We start from the raw sequence: 18766 nt of genomic DNA, 5'->3' as shown, positions 1-18766 counted from the left end.
TGAACTCGCAGATCCTGAAAATAATGGGTGCAGCGTATAGAGGGAGGCAAGATTAAGGAAATACGGAATAACAATCCAGCTCATAGGTGGTCTCTATCCCGTGCCCTCTATTAATCGACACCTTTGTTACCGTTAATGTCGCGAGGCGGGCCGTGCTTTCCCGGTACTCCCAAAGCCGGTAAGGTCGGCGCGTTCGCCCCCATTGCCCGGAGTCACCCATGCCCGCCCCCGTTCTTTCAGGCCCACAATACCTGCGCGAAGGCCTCAAACTGGTACTCAGCCCCGGTTTGCGCCTGTTCGTGCTGCTGCCGCTGGCGATCAACCTGATCCTGTTCGTCGGATTGATCTACTTCGCCGGCCATCAGTTCAGCCTGTGGGTCGACACGCTGATGCCGACCCTCCCGAGCTGGCTGAGCTTCCTCAATTACCTGTTGTGGCCTTTATTTGTGGTGCTGGTGGTGCTGATGGTGTTTTTCACCTTCACCATGCTCGCCAACATCATCGCCGCGCCGTTCAACGGCTTTCTGTCGGAAAAGGTCGAAGTGGTGGTACGCGGCACCGATGATTTCCCGGCGTTCAGCTGGGGCGAACTGGCGGCCATGGTCCCTCGCACCCTGGCCCGGGAAATGCGCAAACTGGGCTACTTCCTGCCCCGGGCCATCGGCCTGTTTATCCTGTCGTTTATCCCGGTGGTCAACCTGGTGGCCGCGCCGCTGTGGCTGCTGTTCGGCGTGTGGATGATGGCGATCCAATACATCGACTACCCGGCCGACAACCACAAGCTGGGCTGGAACGAAATGCTCGCCTGGTTGCGCCAGAAGCGCTGGCAGAGCATGAGCTTCGGCGGCATCGTTTACCTGGTGCTGCTGGTGCCGGTGGTGAACCTGCTGATGATGCCAGCGGCGGTCGCTGGGGCGACGTTGTTCTGGGTGCGTGAGCAAGGCGCCGAGGCGATGATCGTTAAAAAGGCCTGAGCCGTCACAAATCCATCATCCAAAAGACACAATGACGACATGGCCCACGCCGACACTGTGGGTCATGACGACAGCTTCGCTCCACATCACCCTGATCACCGAAACCTTCCCGCCTGAGATCAACGGGGTGGCCAATACCCTTGGCCGCCTGTGTGACGGTTTGCGCGCGCGCGGGCATCAAGTTGAACTGGTTCGCCCACGCCAGGGCAGCGACCAGAGCCGGCCCAGTGACGATGGCCTGATGCTTTGCCGCGGCTGGCCGTTGCCGGGTTATCCGGGGCTGCAATGGGGCCAGTCGTCGATGCACAAGCTGTTGCGGCGCTGGACCCGCCAGCGCCCGGATGTGCTGTACATCGCCACTGAAGGGCCGCTGGGTTTGTCGGCGTTACGCGCGGCGCGGCGCCTGGGGATCAGTGTGGTGAGTGGCTTTCATACCAACTTCCAGCAGTACTCCAACCAGTACGGCCTGGGCATGTTGAGCCGGGCGTTGACCCACTATCTGCGCTGGTTCCATAACCGCTCGACCTTGACCCTGGTGCCCAGCGCCAGCCAGCGGCTGGAGCTGGAGCGCCGCCATTTCGAGCGCCTGGGCATGCTCGCCCGCGGTGTCGACAGCCAGCTGTTTCATCCGGCCAAGCGCGACAATGCGCTGCGTGAAAGCTGGGCATTGAACAGTGACCAGATCGCGGTGCTGCACGTGGGCCGCCTGGCCCAGGAGAAAAACCTCGGGCTGCTCAAGCGATGCTTTGAAACGCTGCAGGACACCTATCCACTGCGCCAGATGAAACTGATCATCGTCGGCGATGGCCCACAACGGGCGATGCTCGAGAAGGAACTGCCGGAGGCGATTTTCTGCGGCACCCTGCGCGGTGAAGAACTGGCCCGGCATTATGCGTCCGGGGATCTGTTCCTGTTTCCCAGCCTTACTGAAACCTTCGGCAACGTGGTGCTGGAAGCCATGGCGTCGGGGTTGGGTGTCGTGGCGTACGACCAGGCGGCCGCAACCCAGCATATTCGCCATGGCTACAGCGGTGTGCTGGCGATGCCGGGGGATGAGGAAGCGTTTTGCGATGCGGCCAATTGGCTGCTGGAAGAGCGGGAAAGTCTGAGGCGGGTGCGGCTCAATGCCCGGCAACACGCCAGCCGTCAGGGTTGGCCAGCGATTATCGAGCAGTTTGAGCGGCAGTTACGCGGGGTATGCGAGGACGAGCAACCGGTGCCCGTCCTGTCGCCCCTTACACCAACGTCGTCAACGCCTCACGACTGAACGGCAGGATGTCGCCTTCACGGCCTTCGCGAACCTTCAGCGCCCAATCCGGATCCACCAGCAGCGCGCGACCGACAGCCACCAGATCAAACTCGTCGTTGTTAAGGCGCTCCAGCAGGTTTTCCAGGCTGGCGGGTTGCGCGACCTTGTCGGTGTTGACCATGAACTGCAGGAATTCGCCGTCCAGGCCGACGCTGCCCACGGTGATGGTCGGCTTGCCGGTGAGCTTGCGGGTCCAGCCGGCCAGGTTCAGCTCGGAGCCTTCGAATTCCGGCTCCCAGAAACGGCGGGTGGAGCAGTGGAAAATATCCACGCCCGCGTCAGACAGCGGCTTGAGGAATTCACCCAGCGCTTCCGGGGTTTGCACCAGGCGCGCGGTGTAGTCCTGCTGCTTCCACTGGGAGAAACGCAAGATGATCGGGAAGTCCGGGCCCACGGCGGCACGGATGGCCTGGATCAATTCGATGGCGAAACGCGAACGGTTGGCCAGGCTGCCGCCGTATTCGTCGGTGCGCTGGTTGGTGCCTTCCCAGAAGAACTGGTCCACCAGGTAACCGTGGGCGCCGTGGATTTCCACGCCATCCATGCCGATGCTCTGGGCATCCTTGGCAGCTTGGGCGAACGCGGCGATCACGTCCTTGATGTCTTGTACGGTCATGCCGTGGACGACGACGGTGCCGTCCTTGAGTTTTTCGGTCGGGCCGTAAGCCGGGACGCTGGCATCCGGCTCGGTGCCGATGCGCCGTACGCTGCCCACATGCCACAGTTGCGGGACGATCTTGCCGCCTTCGGCATGTACGGCGTCGACCACTTTCTTCCAGCCGGCCAGGGCGGCCTCACCGTAGAAATGCGGGACGTTCGGATAGCCGTTGGACGCCGGGTGGCCGACCACGGTGCCTTCGGTGATGATCAGGCCGACACCGGCAGCGGCGCGGCGGCGGTAGTACTCAATGACTTTGGCGTTAGGCACGCCGCCCGGGGAGAACGAACGGGTCATCGGCGCCATCACCACGCGGGTCGGCAGTTGCAGTGCGCCGAGCTGGAACGGTTTGAACAAGGCTTGGACAGGCATGGGAGCACTCCATCAGAAAGGAATTTATGATGTGGATAATATGGAGTGGGCAGCGTGTTGGATAGCACTATTGATTGGGGTGATTAAGGGGTAAAAGCGGAAAGACTTTGGTGACTGGCTTTGTGGCGAGGGGGCTTGTCCCCCGTTGGGCTGCGTAGCGGCCCTAAAAAAAGCGGGAGCGCTTCGCACTCCAACGGGGGACAAGCCCCCTCGCCACAGGACAAGCCCCCTCACCACAGGACAAGCGCGCTCAGCTCAATGCTTTTTCAATCGCCTGCACGATGGTGGGATCGTCCGGCGGTGTACGCGGCGAAAAACGCGCCAGCACCCGGCCGTCTTTACCCAGCAGGAATTTTTCGAAGTTCCAGGTGATGTCCCCGGGAAATTCGGCGCCCTCGCCCGCCAGCAATCGATACAGCTGGTGGCGATCAGGGCCATTCACGTCGAGCTTGCTGCCCAGGGGAAAGGTCACGCCGTAGTTGAGGCTGCAGAATTCCTGGATTTCTTCTTCAGTGCCCGGTTCCTGCCCGGCAAATTGATTGCACGGCAGCCCTAGGACGGTGAAACCCTGGCTTTTGTATTGCTGATAGAGGTTTTCCAGCGCAGCGTACTGTGGTGTCAAACCACATTTGGAGGCGACGTTGACCACCAGCACGACTTGCCCCTTGAAGGGCGCCAGAGGCAGCTCCTGACCATCCAGGGCTTTGAGTTTAAGGTCGTGGAAAGCACTCATGACGAACTCCAGATATCCCATGTTCTTTGTAACGGCCACTCGAGATTACAGCCGCCAAGTCGGCAAGAATAGCCGCCAAATGAAAAAGGCGCCCGAAGGCGCCTTTTTCCAACTGACAGAGCGTCGCTCAGTCAATTAATGGTGGTGACCACCTTCGCCGTGCACGTGGCCGTGGGCCACTTCTTCCTGGGAAGCGTCACGGATAGCGACGATCTTCACCTGGAAGTTCAGGCGCTGGCCAGCCAGCGGGTGGTTGCCGTCGACGGTCACGTCGTCGCCGTCCAGGTCACGGATGGTGACGATCTGCATCTGGCCGTCCGGAGCGGAAGCGTGGAACTGCATGCCCACTTCCAGCTCATCGACGCCTTCGAACATGCTGCGGCTCAGGGTGCTGACCAGTTCGGCAGCGTATTCGCCGTAGGCATCTTCAGGTTCTACGGCAACGGTCAGTTCGTCACCGACCTCTTTGCCTTCCAGAGCCTTTTCCAGGCCCGGGATGATGTTACCTGCACCTTGCAGGTAGACCAGCGGCGCGCCGCCGGCAGAACTGTCGATGACCTCACCAGCGTCGTTGGTCAGGGTATAGTCAATGGAGACAGCCTTATTGGCGGCGATCGGCATGGGGCGAGACCTTTTGCAGAAGAATGAAGAACGGACAAGTCTAAACAAGGATTTGCCCGAAAGCGAACACAACCCGGACGGACGGGGTCGAACAACTGACCCGACGGTCGTCGGATTTCACCAGGACGAAGACCGGCACTGGGTCGTCGAGCTTTCCTGTGGCCACACCCAGCACCTGCGCCACCAGCCACCCTGGCAATCCCGCGCGTGGGTCACGGACCCGGCGCAACGCCTTGAAAAAATAGACAAGCCCTTTACGTGCGGCTGGTGTGCGCAAGGCTCAGATAGAGATAACCTTGGCACCTGATTCCCGGTAGGCAGCCAGCCATAGGCCGCCACCGAAGCCATGCACCTCCAGAGAATTCGCATGCAGACTTTTTTTATCGCGCCCACCGATTTTGGTGTGGGTCTGACCTCCATCAGCCTTGGGCTGGTGCGTACCCTTGAACGGGCCGGGCTGAAAGTCGGCTTCTTCAAACCGATTGCCCAGCCGCACCCCGGCGACACCGGCCCCGAGCGCTCCACCGAACTGGTGGCCCGTACCCACGGCCTGAAACCACCCCAACCCTTGGGCCTGGCCCACGTGGAGCGGATGCTCGGCGACGGCCAGCTGGATGAGCTGCTGGAAGAAATCATCACCCTTTACCAGCAAGCCGCCGTGGGCAAGGACGTGTTGATCGTCGAAGGCATGGTGCCGACCCGCAGCGCCAGCTATGCGGCCCGGGTCAACCTGCACCTGGCCAAGAGCCTGGACGCCGAAGTGATCCTGGTCTCGGCCCCGGAAAACGAAGTGCTCACCGAACTCTCCGGCCGCGTGGAATTGCAGGCCCAGTTGTTTGGCGGCCCGAAAGATCCAAAAGTGTTGGGCGTGATCCTCAACAAGGTGCGCACCGACGAAAGCATGGAGGCGTTCTCGGCACGGCTCAAAGAGCATTCGCCGTTGTTGCGCAGCGGCGATTTCCGTCTGTTGGGCTGCATCCCGTACCAACCGGAACTCAACGCCCCGCGCACCCGCGACGTGGCCGACCTGATGGGCGCGCAGATCCTCAACGCCGGTGACTACGAAACCCGGCGCATGACCAAAATCATCATCTGCGCCCGCACCATGCGCAACACCGTGGAGCTGCTCAAGCCCGGCGTTTTGGTGGTGACCCCCGGTGACCGCGACGACATCATCCTCGCCGTCAGCCTGGCCGCCATCAACGGCGTGCCGTTGGCCGGCCTGCTGCTGACCAGTGACACCCTGCCCGACCCACGGATCATGGACCTGTGCCGGGGCGCGTTCCAGGCGGGTTTGCCGGTGCTGTCGGTGAGCACCGGCTCCTACGACACCGCCAACCAGCTCAACAGCCTGAACAAGGAAATCCCGATTGATGACCGCGAGCGCGCGGAGATCATCACCGATTTCGTCGCCAGCCACCTCGACGCCCGCTGGCTGCACCAGCGCTGCGGCACGCCACGGGAGATGCGCCTGTCGCCGGCGGTGTTCCGCTATCAACTGATCCAGCGCGCCCAGGCCGCCAACAAGCGCATCGTGTTGCCCGAAGGCAGCGAGCCGCTGACCGTACAGGCTGCGGCCATCTGCCAGGCCCGCGGGATTGCCCGTTGCGTGCTGCTGGCCAAGCCGGCGGACGTGGAAGCGGTGGCCCGCGCCCATGGCATCGAGCTGCCCGAAGGCCTGGAGATTCTCGACCCTGACTTGATTCGCCAGCGCTACGTGGAGCCGATGGTGGCCCTGCGCAAAACCAAAAGCCTCAACGCGCCGATGGCCGAGCAGCAGCTGGAAGACACGGTGGTGATCGCCACCATGATGCTCGCCCTGGATGAAGTCGACGGCCTGGTCTCCGGCGTCATCCATTCCACCGCCAACACCATTCGCCCGGCCCTCCAGTTGATCAAGACTGCGCCGGGCTGCACCCTGGTCTCGTCGGTGTTCTTCATGCTGTTCCCGGAGCAGGTGCTGGTGTACGGCGACTGCGTGATGAACCCGCACCCAAGCGCCGCCGAACTGGCGGAAATCGCCCTGCAAAGCGCCGACTCGGCCGCCGCATTCGGCATCACGCCACGGGTGGCGATGATCAGTTATTCCAGCGGTGATTCCGCCACGGGCGAAGAAGTCGAGAAAGTCCGCGAAGCCACCCTGCTGGCCCACGAAGCCCAAAGCTCACTGCTGATCGACGGCCCATTGCAATACGACGCCGCCGCCAACGAAACCGTGGCCCGGCAACTGGCGCCCAATAGCCTCGTAGCGGGCAAGGCCACGGTGTTCGTGTTCCCCGACCTGAACACCGGCAACACCACCCACAAGGCCGTGCAACGCAGTGCCGATTGCGTCAGCCTCGGCCCGATGCTGCAAGGCCTGCGCAAACCGGTGAACGACCTGCCCCGTGGGGCGCAGGTGGACGACATCGTGTACACCATCGCATTGACCGCGATTCAAGCTGCCAACCGACCTATGGATGTCTAAATGCTGGATTTTCTACCTGCTGCCGTGCGCGGGGTGATCGCCTCGCTGTTGCTGGCGTTGAACACGATCCTGCTGTGCTCGTTCCTGTTTATCGTGGCGCTGTTCAAGGCGTTGCCGTTTGCCAAGCGCTTCAGTGAATGGCTGATGAACCAGACTCACGAGGCCTGGATCAGTAACAACAAGGCCTGGATGAACCTGGTATGTCGCACCCGCTGGCACCTGAAGGGCCTGGAAGGCCTGGACTATGAGCACTCGTACCTGGTGACCAGTAACCACCAGAGCTGGGTCGATATCATGGTGCTGCAATACGTGCTCAACCGGCGTATTCGTCCGCTGAAGTTCTTCCTCAAGCAGGAGCTGATCTGGGTCCCGGTGATTGGTTTGGCGTGGTGGACACTGGGCTTCCCGTTCATGAAGCGCTACACCAAGGCGTACCTGGAAAAGCACCCGGAGAAGAAAGGCAAGGACCTGGAAACCACCCGCAAGACTTGTGCGAAGTTTCGCCACAACCCGGTGGGCATTTTCAACTTTGCCGAAGGCACACGGTTTACCCCCGGCAAGCATGCACAGCAGAAGTCACCGTTTCGTTATCTGCTCAAGCCCAAGGCCGGTGGTATCGCGTTTGTGCTGGATGCCATGGGTGAACAGCTGAAATCGCTGGTGAACGTGACCATTCACTATCCTGGTGGGCGCCCCGGTTATTGGGATTTGCTGTGTGGGAATGTGAAGGAGGTGGTCGTGCAGTTTGAGGAAGTGCAGATTCCGGCCGAGTTCATCGGCAAGAATTATGAGCAGGATGGCGAGTATCGGCTGGCGTTCCAGGGTTGGATCAACCGGTTGTGGGAAGAGAAGGATGAGTTGCTCGAAAAACTTCACCGCGACTTTCCTGCTCGACACCTGTAGGAGCGAGCTTGCTCGCGAAGGTCGTTAACGATGACGTTGGCATCCTGATTCAACGCGGCGCACTCAGGTTTTTCGCGAGCAAGCTCGCTCCTACGGAGATCACGGTTCGCATGAAAAAGCCCGCCACCGAGTGATCGGTGGCGGGCTTTTTTGTGCACTTGAGGCTTAGATCGCGCCGCGCTGGCGCAGCAATTCCAGCACTTGCTTCACGCTGTCTTCCAGTGACAACGCCTGAGTGTCGATCACAAGGTCAGCATTCAACGGCACGTCATACGGGAAGGACTCACCGGGGATGTTATCCCCGCCCGCCGCGTACAAGCCTTGCGGATCTCGCTCGGCACACACCAGCGGCGAAGCCTGCACGTACACGGTCAGCAAACGATCACCGCCGATCAGCGCCTTGGCCTGTTCACGCCCTTCAGCATCCGGGGCAACGAACGCTGCCAGCGTCAGCAAGCCGGCTTCGTTGAACTGACGCGCCACGTGCGCGGCACGACGCCAGTTCTCGGTACGCCCGGCACGGTCCTGTGGCAGCCCCTTGTTCAGGTCGTGGCGCAGGTTCTGGCCGTCCAGCACAAACACCGCACGGCCCATGTCGAACAGCTTGCGCTCAACCGCGTAGGCCAGGGTGCTTTTGCCGGCGCCGGACAAACCGCTGAACAACACGGTCGCCGGTTGCTGGCCGAAGCGCTGGGCGCGCTCCTCAGTGGCCACGTGAGCCAACTTGCCATGCTGCGCCGCGCTGCCGTGAGTTACCGGCGGCGCGATGATCATGCCTGCGGCCACGGTGCCGTTGGTCAAACGATCGATGACGATAAACGACCCGGTGGTGCGGTTGCTCGCGTAACCGTCCAGGGCGATGACCGTGTCGAGGCTGACCTTGACCCGGCCGATCTCGTTCAACTGCAAGGCGCTCGCCGGGCCTTCTTCCAGGGTGTTCACATCAACGCGATGCACGATGCTGGTGATGGAACCCGGCACGTAGCTGGTGGCGCGCTTGATGTCGTATTTCTTGCCCGGCAACATCGGTTCTTCAGCCATCCACACCAGCATGGCGTCGAAGGCGTCGGTCACTTGCGGCACGTTGTCGGCATGCACCAACAGGTCGCCACGGGAGATGTCGATCTCGTCTTCCATGGTCAGGGTCACGGCCTGGCCTGGGCCGGCGTTTTCCAGTTCACCTTCAAAGGTGACGATGGATTTGACGCGGCTGCTCTTGCCCGACGGCAGCACCACGACTTCGTCGCCCTTGTGCACGATGCCACTGGCCAGGGTGCCGGCGAAACCACGGAAGTTCAGGTTCGGGCGGTTGACGTACTGCACCGGGAAACGCAGGTCGGTGTAGTTACGGTCGTTGGCGATCTCGACGGTTTCGAGAATCTCCATCAGCGACTGGCCGGTGTACCAGGGCGAACGCTCGCTCTTGTTCACCACGTTGTCGCCCTTGAGCGCCGACATCGGCACGAAGGCCAAGGTGCTCGGCTTGAACGCGATACCGTCGGCGAACTTCAGGTAATCGGCCTTGATCGACTCGAATACGCTTTGGTCGAAGCCGTTGATGTCCATCTTGTTGACGGCCACCACGATGTGTTTGATCCCCAGCAACGAGGCGATAAAGCTGTGGCGACGGGTCTGGGTCTGCACGCCGTAGCGGGCGTCGATCAGGATGATCGCCAGGTCACAGGTGGAGGCACCGGTGGCCATGTTGCGGGTGTACTGCTCATGGCCGGGGGTGTCGGCGATGATGAATTTACGCTTGGCGGTGGAGAAGTAGCGGTAGGCAACGTCGATGGTGATGCCCTGCTCACGCTCGGCCTGCAGGCCGTCGACCAGCAAGGCCAGGTCGATGTCGTCACCGGTGGTGCCGGACTTCTTCGAATCGCGGGTGATAGCTTCCAGGTGATCTTCGTAGATCATCTTGGAGTCGTGCAGCAGGCGCCCGATCAGGGTGCTCTTGCCGTCGTCGACGTTGCCACAGGTCAGGAAGCGCAACATTTCCTTGCGCTCGTGCTGGCCCAGGTAGGCGAGGATGTCCTCGCTGATCAAATCAGATTGATGCGACATGACAGCCCCTTAGAAATAGCCTTGACGTTTTTTATCTTCCATCGAGCCTGCACCATCGTGGTCGATGACACGGCCCTGGCGCTCGGAAGTTCGCGTCAGGAGCATTTCCTGAATGATGTCCGTCAGCGTCTCGGCTTCGGACTCCACCGCGCCCGTCAACGGGTAGCAGCCAAGGGTACGGAAACGTACTTTCTTTTTGACGATTCGGGCTTTGTCTTCGTCGGACAGGTGCTCGAGGATGCGGTCGTCGTCGATCATGATCAACGTGCCGTTTTTCTCGATCACTTCGCGTTCGGCGGCGAAGTACAGCGGCACGATCGGGATGCCTTCCAGGTAGATGTACTGCCAGATGTCCAGTTCGGTCCAGTTGGACAGCGGGAACACACGGATCGACTCGCCCTTGTTGACGTTACCGTTGTAGACGTTCCACAGCTCCGGGCGCTGGTTTTTCGGGTCCCAGCGGTGCTTGCTGTCGCGGAACGAGTACACGCGCTCTTTGGCGCGGGATTTCTCTTCATCGCGACGGGCACCGCCGAATGCGGCGTCGAAACCATATTTGTCGAGTGCCTGTTTCAGGCCCTCGGTCTTCATGATGTCGGTGTGCTTGGCGCTGCCGTGGGTGAACGGGTTGATGCCCTGCGCTACGCCGTCCGGGTTGACGTGGGTGATCAACTCAAGACCAAGCTCCTCGACCATCTTGTCGCGGAACTTGTACATCTCCTGGAATTTCCAGCGGGTGTCGACGTGCATCACCGGAAACGGCAGCTTGCCCGGGAAAAATGCCTTGCGTGCCAGGTGCAGCATCACGGCGGAGTCTTTACCGATCGAGTAGAGCATCACCGGGTTATCGAACTCGGCGGCGACCTCGCGGATGATGTGGATGCTTTCCGCCTCCAGCTGTTTCAGATGCGTCAGTTTGTCGACCATGGCTACTCACGGAAAAACGATCTTATGGACGGCCAGCGGGCCGTGTTCGAGCGGGGCATGCTAGCACAGCACCTGATTCTATTGAGGGAGCTGGCTAGATCGAAACGGTATATCAATATACCGCCCGGTTTGGCTCAACTCGATCAAATGTGGGAGCGGGCTTGCTTGCTCCCACATGTGTCCGGTGGTGTTCGTCAGATCGGGTTTGGGCAATCGATGAAGAGGTGTTCGAGGGCGAAGCGTCGCGCCAGGTAATCACCCAACGCCTGTACACCATACCGTTCGGTAGCGTGATGCCCGGCCGCTATGAAGCTGATGTCGTTTTCCCGGGCGCTGTGGAAGGTCTGCTCCGAAGCTTCGCCGCTCAGGTAAAGGTCGACACCGGCCAGCACCGCCTGGTCGATATAGCCCTGGCCACCACCGGTGCACCAGCCGACTCGGCGGATCATCTCGCTGCCTTCGATCAGCAGCGGTTCACGGCCCATGGCTTCCTGCACACGGCGGGCGAAGTCGCGGGGCGACACCGGTTCGGCCAGGGAGCCCACCAGGCCGACGATCTTGAGGTTGTCCGGGTCCAGTGGGCCTTCGACGGTGATGTCCAGTTGCCGGGCCAGTTGCACGTTGTTGCCGACTTCCGGGTGCAGGTCCAGGGGCAAGTGGTAGGCCAGCAGGCTGATGTCGTGCTTGAGCAGGGTTTTCAGGCGGCGCTGCTTCATGCCGGTGATGCACGGGCTTTCGCCTTTCCAGAAATAACCGTGGTGCACCAGCACCAGGTCGGCCTGGGCTTCGACCGCCGCGTCCAGCAGTGCCTGGCTGGCAGTCACGCCGCTGACGATGCGCAGCACCTGCGGGCGGCCCTCGACCTGCAGGCCGTTGGGGCAGTAATCGGCGATTTTTGCACTATTAAGGTAGCGGTCCGCTTCCTCGACTAGGGTGCTCAGGGCAACGGCCATAAAAGACTCCTAAATATCCCGTTCAGAGGCGCTCACGGCCTCGTATAATGCGCGACATTATGGGCGCTCTCCCGCCCCCTGCAACCCGTCAGGATTTTTCTTAATGCTCAAGGCACTGCGTTTTTTTGGATGGCCATTGTTGGCTGGCGTGCTGATCGCGATGCTGATTATTCAGCGTTATCCACAACTGGTCGGCCTGCCGACCCTCGATGTCAACCTGCAACAGGCACCGCAAACCAGCGCGGTGGTGCAAGGCCCGGTGACTTATGCCGATGCGGTGGTGATCGCCGCGCCCGCCGTGGTGAACCTGTACACCACCAAAGTCATCAACAAACCGGCGCATCCGCTGTTTGAAGACCCGCAGTTCCGGCGCTTTTTCGGCGACAACTCGCCCAAGCAGCGACGCATGGAATCCAGCCTCGGCTCCGGCGTGATCATGAGCCCGGAAGGCTACATCCTGACCAACAACCACGTGACCACCGGCGCCGACCAGATTGTGGTGGCCCTGCGTGATGGCCGGGAAACCCTGGCCCGCGTAGTCGGCAGCGACCCGGAAACCGACCTCGCGGTGTTGAAAATCGACCTGAAAAGCCTGCCTTCGATCACCATCGGTCGTTCCGAAGGCTTGCGCGTAGGTGACGTGGCGCTGGCCATCGGCAACCCGTTCGGTGTGGGCCAGACCGTGACCATGGGCATCATCAGCGCCACCGGGCGTAACCAGTTGGGCCTCAACAGCTACGAAGACTTTATCCAGACCGACGCGGCGATCAACCCAGGCAACTCCGGCGGCGCGCTGGTGGATGCCAACGGCAACCTGACCGGCATCAACACCGCGATCTTCTCCAAGTCCGGTGGCTCCCAAGGCATCGGCTTCGCCATCCCGGTCAAACTCGCCACGGAAGTGATGAAGTCGATCATCGAGCATGGCCAGGTGATTCGTGGCTGGCTGGGGATTGAAGTCCAACCGCTGACCAAGGAACTGGCCGAGTCGTTTGGCCTGACCGGGCGCCCTGGCATCGTGGTCGCCGGGATTTTCCGCGACGGCCCGGCGCAGAAAGCCGGCCTGCAACTGGGGGATGTGATCCTCAGCATCGACGGCGAGCCGGCCGGTGATGGCCGCAAATCGATGAACCAGGTGGCGCGGATCAAGCCGACCGACAAGGTGGCGATACAGGTGATGCGCAATGGCAAGGAAATCAAGCTGTCGGCAGAGATCGGCCTGCGTCCGCCGCCGGCGCCGGTGAAAGAAGAGGAATAACCTGGGAAGGAGCCCGCTCGCGGGCTCCTGTTACCTAATGTTTCAGAAGAAAATTACTCTCAATAGAGATGTTATATTGTTTCAATATCGCTATTGGAACGTTCTATCATGTCGTCTCGAAGATTTGCCCCACTGGCGGGAATCGCCCTGGGTTTGTTGGTAGACCCGGTCTACGCCGAAGACACTGCCACCCTTGAACTGGAGGCCACCCGCATCACCAGCGAGGCGTACGAATCAGCCACTGGCCCGGTCAAGGGCTATCGCGCCACCCGCTCCGCCAGCGCTACCAAAACCGACACCGCCCTGCGAGACATCCCACAATCCATCAGCGTGATTCCCGCCTCGGTGCTCACGGACCTGGGCAGTACCAACGTCGAGCGCGCCCTGGAATTTGCCGGCGGCGTATCCAGACAGAACAACTTCGGCGGCCTGACGCTCTACGAATACAGCGTTCGCGGCTTCACCACCTCTGAGTTTTACGTGGACGGTTTCAGCGCCAACCGCGGTTACCCAAGTACGCCGGATGCGGCCAATATCGAGCGCATCGAAGTGCTCAAGGGCCCCGCCGCCAGCCTGTATGGCCGTGGCGACCCGGGCGGCACGGTGAATATCGTCAGCAAGAAGCCGCAACCCGAAGCTTTCACCACCGTGCAGACCAGCGCCGGCAGTTGGGACCGCTATCGCACTGCGCTGGACGTGAACACGCCGCTCGACAGCGAGGGTAACGTGTTGTCACGGGTCAACCTGGCGGTGGAAGACAACCACAGCTTCCGCGACCACGTGGAGGCCAAACGGGTCTTCGTCGCGCCCTCCATCAGTTGGCAACTGGACCCGGACACCCGCCTGCTGGTGGAAAGCGAATTCGTGCGCCACCGCTCCACCTTCGACCGTGGCATCGTCGCGCCGAACAATCGCTGGAGCGGCGTCTCCCGCTCGACCTTCCTCGGCGAGCCCAACGACGGCGATATCCGCAACCACAACAACCGCCTGCAAGCCACCCTCGAACATCACCTCAACGATGCCTGGCAACTGCGCCTGGCCAGCCACTACAAACAGGGCAGCCTGTGGGGCGACGCCTCGGAAAACCGCCCACTGAGTGCCGACGGCCACACCCTCAACCGCCGCTACCGCGAACGCTCCACCGGTTGGCACGACAGCATCACCCAGTTCGAACTGCGCGGCCTGTTCGACATCGGCAGCTGGCAGCACGAGTTGCTGATCGGCACCGAATACGAGGATTACCGCAAGAAAGAACGAGTCACCGCGATTGCTGGCGGCGACTACACCATCGACATCTATAAGCCGGTCTATGGCAAGCCAAAACCCAACGGCGGACGCTCGGGCACCGACTTTTTCGAACAGGTGAAAAGCCAGGCGCTGAACCTGCAGGATCAGATCATCTTCACCGACCGCCTGCGCGGGATGATCGGCGCACGCTTCGAACACTTCGAGCAACACACCGACGACTTCGCCCGCAACCACGCCAAAAGCCGGCAGACTCATGATGCCCTGACCCAACGCGCCGGCCTGCTCTATCAGTTGACGCCCGAAGTGGGCCTGTTCGCCAACGCCTCCACCTCGTTCAAACCCAACAATGGCCTGGACGCCGGCGGCAAATCCTTCAAGCCCGAAGAGGGCGTGGGTTATGAAGTCGGGATCAAGAGCGAGCTGTTCGACGACCGCCTGAGCACCACCCTCGCCGCCTTCCATATCGAGAAGGAAAATGTTCTGACCCAAGACCCGGCCACCGACACCCAGCGGGCCATGGGCAAAGCACGCAGCCATGGTTTTGACCTGCAACTGACCGGGCAACTGACTGACGCGATACGGGTGATCGGCGCCTTTGCCTACATCGACGCCGAAGTGACCAAAGGCGACAAAGACATCCCTGCGGGCAGCCGGATTCTCGGCGTGGCCAAACGGAGCGGCAGTTTGCTCGGGGTGTATGAATTCCAGGATGGCCTGTTGCGTGGCTCCGACCTCGGCGCGGCCTTTACCTACATCGGCGACCGCTCCGGCGAAGCCGGCAAAAGCTTTGAATTACCGGCCTACCACACCGTCGATTTGCTGGCCCATTACAAGGCCAGCGACAACGTCACCGTAGGCCTGAACCTCAACAACCTGTTCGATGAAAAGTACTACGAGCGCTCCTACAGCAATTACTGGGTCAACCCCGGCGAGCCGCGCAATTTCACCGTCAGCCTGACCCTCAACCTGTAAAAGGACGTCTCCATGCAAGCCTTCAAATCCCTGGCCGTGCTCGGCCTGCTGTTTGCCACTCAAGTCTCGGCCCACGGGCTGTGGACCGAACAACGGCGCGGCAATATCGAAGTGATCTACGGCCACGGCGCCGAAGACAACGCGTTCAAGGCGCAGAAAATCAGCGGCGCCTGGGCTTATGACGCGGGCGGCAAAATGATCCCGGTGACCGTGGAACGCCTGCCCGACCATGCGCGCCTGAAGCCTCTCAAATCGCCGGCTGTATTGGCGGTCGCCCTGGATAACGGGATGTGGTCACAGACGCCTGACAAGAAGTGGATCAACGAGGGCCGCAGCAAAGTGCCGGGGGCGATTGAGTCGACCCAGACCTTCAAGTACAGCCTGGCGATCTACCAGCCGGGGGCGAAGTTGCCGAAGCTGGATCAGATCAAACTGCTGATCTTGCCGGAAGTTGATCCGCTGACGGTCGGCCCGGGTAAATCACTGCCGGTACGGGTGCTGCTGGATGGCAAGCCGGCGGCAGGAATCAAGCTGATCGGAGACTATCGCAACGCACCGAACACCCTGAGCACCGAGACCGATAAAGACGGTCGCGCCCAGGTACTGGTGAGGAATGAAGGATTGAATGTGATTGCGGCGCAGGTTGAGATCCCGCTTAAAGACAATGCTGATGTCGCGACTCGCGGACTGTTCAGTTCCCTGACCTTCCTCGGAGAACCACATCACGAGTAACACCAAAATTCAAAGTGGGCACAGCCCGCTCCCACATTCAGCCCTCACTCGGCTTGATTACAGTGCAACCGGCGCTTTTTCCAGTTCCCTGACCTTCCTGGGCGAGCCGCATCACGAGTAACACCGAAAATTCAGAGTGGGCACAGTCAGTGTGGGAGCGGGCTTGCTCGCGAAGGCGGTGGGTCAGTCGCTATCTTCATTAACTGACCCTCCGTATTCGCGAGCAAGCCCGCTCCCACATTCAGTCCTCACTTGGCTTGATTACAGTGCAACCGGCGCTTTTTCCAGTTCCCTGACCTTCCTGGGCGAGCCGCATCACGAGTAACACCGAAAATTCAGAGTGGGCACCGTCAATGTGGGAGCGGGCTTGCTCGCGAAGGCGGTGTGTCAGTCGCTATCTTCATTAACTGACACACCGTATTCGCGAGCAAGCCCGCTCCCACATTCAGTCCTCACTCGGCTTGATTACAGTGCCACCGGCGCTCTTTCACACAAGGTATTGAGCGCCACCGCCCACTGCGGGTCATCATTCAGGCAAGGCACCAACACCAGCTCCTCGCCCCCCGCTTTGCGGAATTGTTCCAGGCCACGATCGCCGATCTCTTCCAACGTCTCGATGCAGTCCGCGACAAACGCCGGGCACATCACCAGCAACTTCTTCACGCCTTGTTGAGCCAACGCTTCAAGGCGTGCCTCGGTGTAGGGTTCGATCCACTTAGCCCGGCCCAGCCGCGACTGGAACGCCACCGACCACTTGCCATCCGGCAACCCCAGGCGCTCCGCGAAGTCCCGCGCAACACTGAAGCACTGCGCGCGATAGCACGTGGCAAGCACCTCGGGTGAGGCGTTCTGGCAGCAGTTGGCGTCCTTGAAACAGTGCTGGCCAGTAGGGTCGAGCTTTTTCAGGTGGCGCTCGGGCAACCCATGAAAGCTCAGCAGCAGGTGATCGAAATCCTGCTCCACATAGGCCCTGGCACTGTTGGCCAAGGCATCAAGGTATTCCGGCTCATCGTAGAACGGCTGCAGAATCGAAAACTCGATCGCCAGCTTTTTGTCCCGCACCACGCGTCGGGCTTCTTCGATCACCGTGGTCACGGTGCTGTCAGCAAATTGCGGGTACAACGGCGCGAGGGTGACTTTCTTGATGCCCTGGGACGCCAGGCGCGTCAGTACGCTTTCAATCGACGGCTCGCCATAACGCATTGCCAGTTCCACCGGCCCCTGAGTCCACTGCGCGGTCATCTGTTGTTGCAGGCGGCGGCTGAGGACTACCAGCGGCGAGCCTTCGTCCCACCAGATCGAAGCGTACGCATGGGCCGACTGCTCGGGGCGCTTGATCAGGATCAGTGACACCAGCAAGCGCCGCACCGGCCACGGCAGGTCGATGACGTAAGGGTCCATCAGAAATTGATTAAGGTAGCTGCGCACATCCGCCACCGAAGTGGAGGCCGGTGAACCCAGGTTGACCAGTAACAACGCGTGATCCGTCATGCAACATCCTATTTCTAGAGGCGGCTGGACAAGTCGTCCAGGGCCGCGTGCAACTCAGTGAACTGGAAAGTGAAACCGGCGGCCAACAGCCGCTGTGGCAACGCCCGCTGGCCGCCCAGCAATAAACCGGACAGCTCACCCAGGCCGATGCGCAAGGCAAACGCCGGCATTGGCATGAACGCCGGGCGGTGCAGCACCTTGCCCAGGGTCTTGGCGAATTCGAGGTTGCGCACCGGGTGTGGCGCGCAGGCATTATAAGGACCGCGGGCATCGCTCTTGTGCAGAAGAAAATCAATCAGGGCGATTTGATCCTTTATATGGACCCACGGCATCCACTGCCGACCATTGCCGATCGGCCCGCCCAGCGCCAGTTTGAACGGCAATAACAGCCGCGACAAAAAGCCGCCCTCGGCCGCCAGCACCAGCCCGGTACGCACCAGAACTACGCGGATACCCAAAGCCTCGGCGCGCTGGGCGGTTTCTTCCCAGGCGATGGAGAGCTGGCTGGCGAAATCGTCCTGTACCGGGCCGCTGTCTTCGGTCAGCTCACGCTCGCCGCCGTCGCCGTACCAGCCCACCGCAGAACCGGAAATCAACACCGCCGGTTTTTGCTCAAGGCCCTCAAGCCACGCCAGCAAGGTTTCGGTGAGGCCTATGCGGCTGCTCCACAGCAGCGCCTTGCGCTTATGCGTCCAGGGCCGATCGGCAATCGGCGCGCCGGCCAGGTTGACCACCGCGTCCACCGGCTCGTTTACGTCTTGCAGGCGAGCAATGCCGCGCACTTGGGCGCCACACAATTTGGCTACTTGTTCAGGATGGCGGCTCCAGACCGTAAGGCGATGGCCCTGAGTAAGCCAGTATTGGCAAAGTTGGCGGCCGATCAAACCCGTACCGCCGGTCAGCAAAATGTGCATGAGTCGTTCCTCGTGTAACGTTCGCCGACCACCGTTAGTCTATTTTATAGACAGGGATGTTTTAATCAGGCGCAACGGTGGTTAAACCCTCACGGTTAACCATAGGTCACGCCAAACGATCAGGTACGCCAAAACTTATACCAAAAAACAATATTGTACAGCTATTGGTG

General features: G+C 60.9%; 16 protein-coding genes. 8 read left to right on the top strand and 8 right to left on the bottom strand.

The window, feature by feature from the left end; genetic code table 11:
* Positions 1-218: 218 nt before the first annotated feature.
* On the top strand, positions 219-974 hold the full coding sequence (gene cysZ, locus ACUN0G_RS03785; RefSeq protein WP_177045937.1) for a sulfate transporter CysZ: 756 nt from the start codon (positions 219-221) through the stop codon (positions 972-974).
* Between the two features lie 64 nt (positions 975-1038).
* Positions 1039-2241, top strand: a complete 1203-nt coding sequence (locus ACUN0G_RS03780) for a glycosyltransferase family 4 protein (RefSeq protein WP_445572718.1) — start codon at positions 1039-1041, stop codon at positions 2239-2241.
* On the opposite strand, the gene ACUN0G_RS03775 is transcribed toward ACUN0G_RS03780, so the two are convergent.
* From ACUN0G_RS03775 to ACUN0G_RS03765, 3 genes are all read right to left on the bottom strand, one after another.
* Positions 2210-3313, bottom strand: a complete 1104-nt coding sequence (locus ACUN0G_RS03775) for an NADH:flavin oxidoreductase (protein ID WP_258343754.1) — start codon at positions 3311-3313, stop codon at positions 2210-2212. The two genes, ACUN0G_RS03780 and ACUN0G_RS03775, sit on opposite strands and share 32 nt — an antisense overlap.
* A 250-nt stretch (positions 3314-3563) precedes the next feature.
* Entirely contained in the window at positions 3564-4046 is a 483-nt protein-coding gene (locus ACUN0G_RS03770; protein WP_421553682.1) for a glutathione peroxidase, read from the bottom strand.
* Between the two features lie 135 nt (positions 4047-4181).
* Complete coding sequence (locus tag ACUN0G_RS03765) at positions 4182-4667, bottom strand: FKBP-type peptidyl-prolyl cis-trans isomerase (RefSeq protein WP_003208457.1); 486 nt, start codon at positions 4665-4667, stop codon at positions 4182-4184.
* Between ACUN0G_RS03765 and ACUN0G_RS03760 the strand changes: the two genes are divergently transcribed.
* Genes ACUN0G_RS03760 through ACUN0G_RS03750 form a run of 3 tightly spaced genes read left to right on the top strand, consistent with a single transcriptional unit; the run spans position 4636 to position 8037 of the window.
* Positions 4636-4974 (top strand): DUF3565 domain-containing protein, encoded by a 339-nt coding sequence (locus ACUN0G_RS03760; protein WP_258343751.1) that lies wholly within the window; start codon positions 4636-4638, stop codon positions 4972-4974. The genes ACUN0G_RS03765 and ACUN0G_RS03760 overlap by 32 nt on opposite strands.
* A 60-nt stretch (positions 4975-5034) precedes the next feature.
* The gene (pta, locus tag ACUN0G_RS03755; RefSeq protein ID WP_017476010.1) at positions 5035-7134 is read left to right on the top strand and encodes a phosphate acetyltransferase; all 2100 of its coding nucleotides are present in this window, start codon (positions 5035-5037) and stop codon (positions 7132-7134) included.
* Positions 7135-8037, top strand: a complete 903-nt coding sequence (locus ACUN0G_RS03750) for an acyltransferase (protein WP_421525098.1) — start codon at positions 7135-7137, stop codon at positions 8035-8037.
* 165 nt (positions 8038-8202) lie between these two features.
* Here the strand turns inward: ACUN0G_RS03750 and cysN are convergent, their stop codons facing one another.
* The 3 genes from cysN to ACUN0G_RS03735 all read right to left on the bottom strand — a co-directional run bounded on the left by cysN (position 8203) and on the right by ACUN0G_RS03735 (position 11981).
* The gene (gene cysN / locus ACUN0G_RS03745; protein WP_008432291.1) at positions 8203-10101 is read right to left on the bottom strand and encodes a sulfate adenylyltransferase subunit CysN; all 1899 of its coding nucleotides are present in this window, start codon (positions 10099-10101) and stop codon (positions 8203-8205) included.
* A 9-nt stretch (positions 10102-10110) separates the two neighbouring features.
* Complete coding sequence (gene cysD / locus ACUN0G_RS03740; RefSeq protein ID WP_003208447.1) at positions 10111-11028, bottom strand: sulfate adenylyltransferase subunit CysD; 918 nt, start codon at positions 11026-11028, stop codon at positions 10111-10113.
* Between the two features lie 194 nt (positions 11029-11222).
* The gene (locus tag ACUN0G_RS03735; protein WP_063033108.1) at positions 11223-11981 is read right to left on the bottom strand and encodes a Nif3-like dinuclear metal center hexameric protein; all 759 of its coding nucleotides are present in this window, start codon (positions 11979-11981) and stop codon (positions 11223-11225) included.
* A 103-nt stretch (positions 11982-12084) separates the two neighbouring features.
* On the opposite strand from ACUN0G_RS03735, the gene algW reads away from it, so the two are divergent.
* From algW to ACUN0G_RS03720, 3 genes are all read left to right on the top strand, one after another.
* Positions 12085-13239, top strand: a complete 1155-nt coding sequence (gene algW / locus ACUN0G_RS03730; RefSeq protein WP_063033109.1) for a Do family serine endopeptidase AlgW — start codon at positions 12085-12087, stop codon at positions 13237-13239.
* 108 nt (positions 13240-13347) lie between these two features.
* Complete coding sequence (locus ACUN0G_RS03725; protein ID WP_445572717.1) at positions 13348-15459, top strand: TonB-dependent siderophore receptor; 2112 nt, start codon at positions 13348-13350, stop codon at positions 15457-15459.
* A 12-nt stretch (positions 15460-15471) separates the two neighbouring features.
* A complete protein-coding gene (locus tag ACUN0G_RS03720; RefSeq protein ID WP_445572716.1) occupies positions 15472-16191 on the top strand; it encodes a DUF4198 domain-containing protein in 720 nt (239 codons plus the stop codon).
* A gap of 465 nt (positions 16192-16656) precedes the next feature.
* Here the strand turns inward: ACUN0G_RS03720 and hemH are convergent, their stop codons facing one another.
* Together hemH and ACUN0G_RS03710 are read right to left on the bottom strand one after the other, a co-directional pair.
* On the bottom strand, positions 16657-17682 hold the full coding sequence (gene hemH, locus ACUN0G_RS03715; protein WP_445572715.1) for a ferrochelatase: 1026 nt from the start codon (positions 17680-17682) through the stop codon (positions 16657-16659).
* A 14-nt stretch (positions 17683-17696) separates the two neighbouring features.
* Positions 17697-18596: a TIGR01777 family oxidoreductase gene (locus ACUN0G_RS03710; RefSeq protein ID WP_445572714.1), complete on the bottom strand. Its 900-nt coding sequence runs from the start codon at positions 18594-18596 to the stop codon at positions 17697-17699.
* Positions 18597-18766 lie beyond the last annotated feature (170 nt).

The organism is Pseudomonas sp. 32A, from assembly GCF_052682255.1.
The sequence above is the reverse complement of the archived record's forward strand: the minus strand, read 5'-3'. Positions and strand labels throughout refer to the sequence as shown.

What these genes read in the sequence shown, in the direction of transcription:
- ACUN0G_RS03770 (WP_421553682.1), bottom strand. Translation starts at nt 4,046, where the DNA reads ATGAGTGCTTTCCACGACCTTAAACTCAAAGCCCTGGATGGTCAGGAG.
- ACUN0G_RS03760 (WP_258343751.1), top strand. Translation starts at nt 4,636, where the DNA reads ATGGAGACAGCCTTATTGGCGGCGATCGGCATGGGGCGAGACCTTTTG.
- ACUN0G_RS03750 (WP_421525098.1), top strand. Translation starts at nt 7,135, where the DNA reads ATGCTGGATTTTCTACCTGCTGCCGTGCGCGGGGTGATCGCCTCGCTG.
- hemH (WP_445572715.1), bottom strand. Translation starts at nt 17,682, where the DNA reads ATGACGGATCACGCGTTGTTACTGGTCAACCTGGGTTCACCGGCCTCC.
- ACUN0G_RS03720 (WP_445572716.1), top strand. Translation starts at nt 15,472, where the DNA reads ATGCAAGCCTTCAAATCCCTGGCCGTGCTCGGCCTGCTGTTTGCCACT.
- ACUN0G_RS03765 (WP_003208457.1), bottom strand. Translation starts at nt 4,667, where the DNA reads ATGCCGATCGCCGCCAATAAGGCTGTCTCCATTGACTATACCCTGACC.
- ACUN0G_RS03775 (WP_258343754.1), bottom strand. Translation starts at nt 3,313, where the DNA reads ATGCCTGTCCAAGCCTTGTTCAAACCGTTCCAGCTCGGCGCACTGCAA.
- ACUN0G_RS03725 (WP_445572717.1), top strand. Translation starts at nt 13,348, where the DNA reads ATGTCGTCTCGAAGATTTGCCCCACTGGCGGGAATCGCCCTGGGTTTG.
- cysZ (WP_177045937.1), top strand. Translation starts at nt 219, where the DNA reads ATGCCCGCCCCCGTTCTTTCAGGCCCACAATACCTGCGCGAAGGCCTC.
- ACUN0G_RS03710 (WP_445572714.1), bottom strand. Translation starts at nt 18,596, where the DNA reads ATGCACATTTTGCTGACCGGCGGTACGGGTTTGATCGGCCGCCAACTT.
- ACUN0G_RS03735 (WP_063033108.1), bottom strand. Translation starts at nt 11,981, where the DNA reads ATGGCCGTTGCCCTGAGCACCCTAGTCGAGGAAGCGGACCGCTACCTT.
- algW (WP_063033109.1), top strand. Translation starts at nt 12,085, where the DNA reads ATGCTCAAGGCACTGCGTTTTTTTGGATGGCCATTGTTGGCTGGCGTG.
- cysD (WP_003208447.1), bottom strand. Translation starts at nt 11,028, where the DNA reads ATGGTCGACAAACTGACGCATCTGAAACAGCTGGAGGCGGAAAGCATC.
- cysN (WP_008432291.1), bottom strand. Translation starts at nt 10,101, where the DNA reads ATGTCGCATCAATCTGATTTGATCAGCGAGGACATCCTCGCCTACCTG.
- pta (WP_017476010.1), top strand. Translation starts at nt 5,035, where the DNA reads ATGCAGACTTTTTTTATCGCGCCCACCGATTTTGGTGTGGGTCTGACC.
- ACUN0G_RS03780 (WP_445572718.1), top strand. Translation starts at nt 1,039, where the DNA reads ATGACGACAGCTTCGCTCCACATCACCCTGATCACCGAAACCTTCCCG.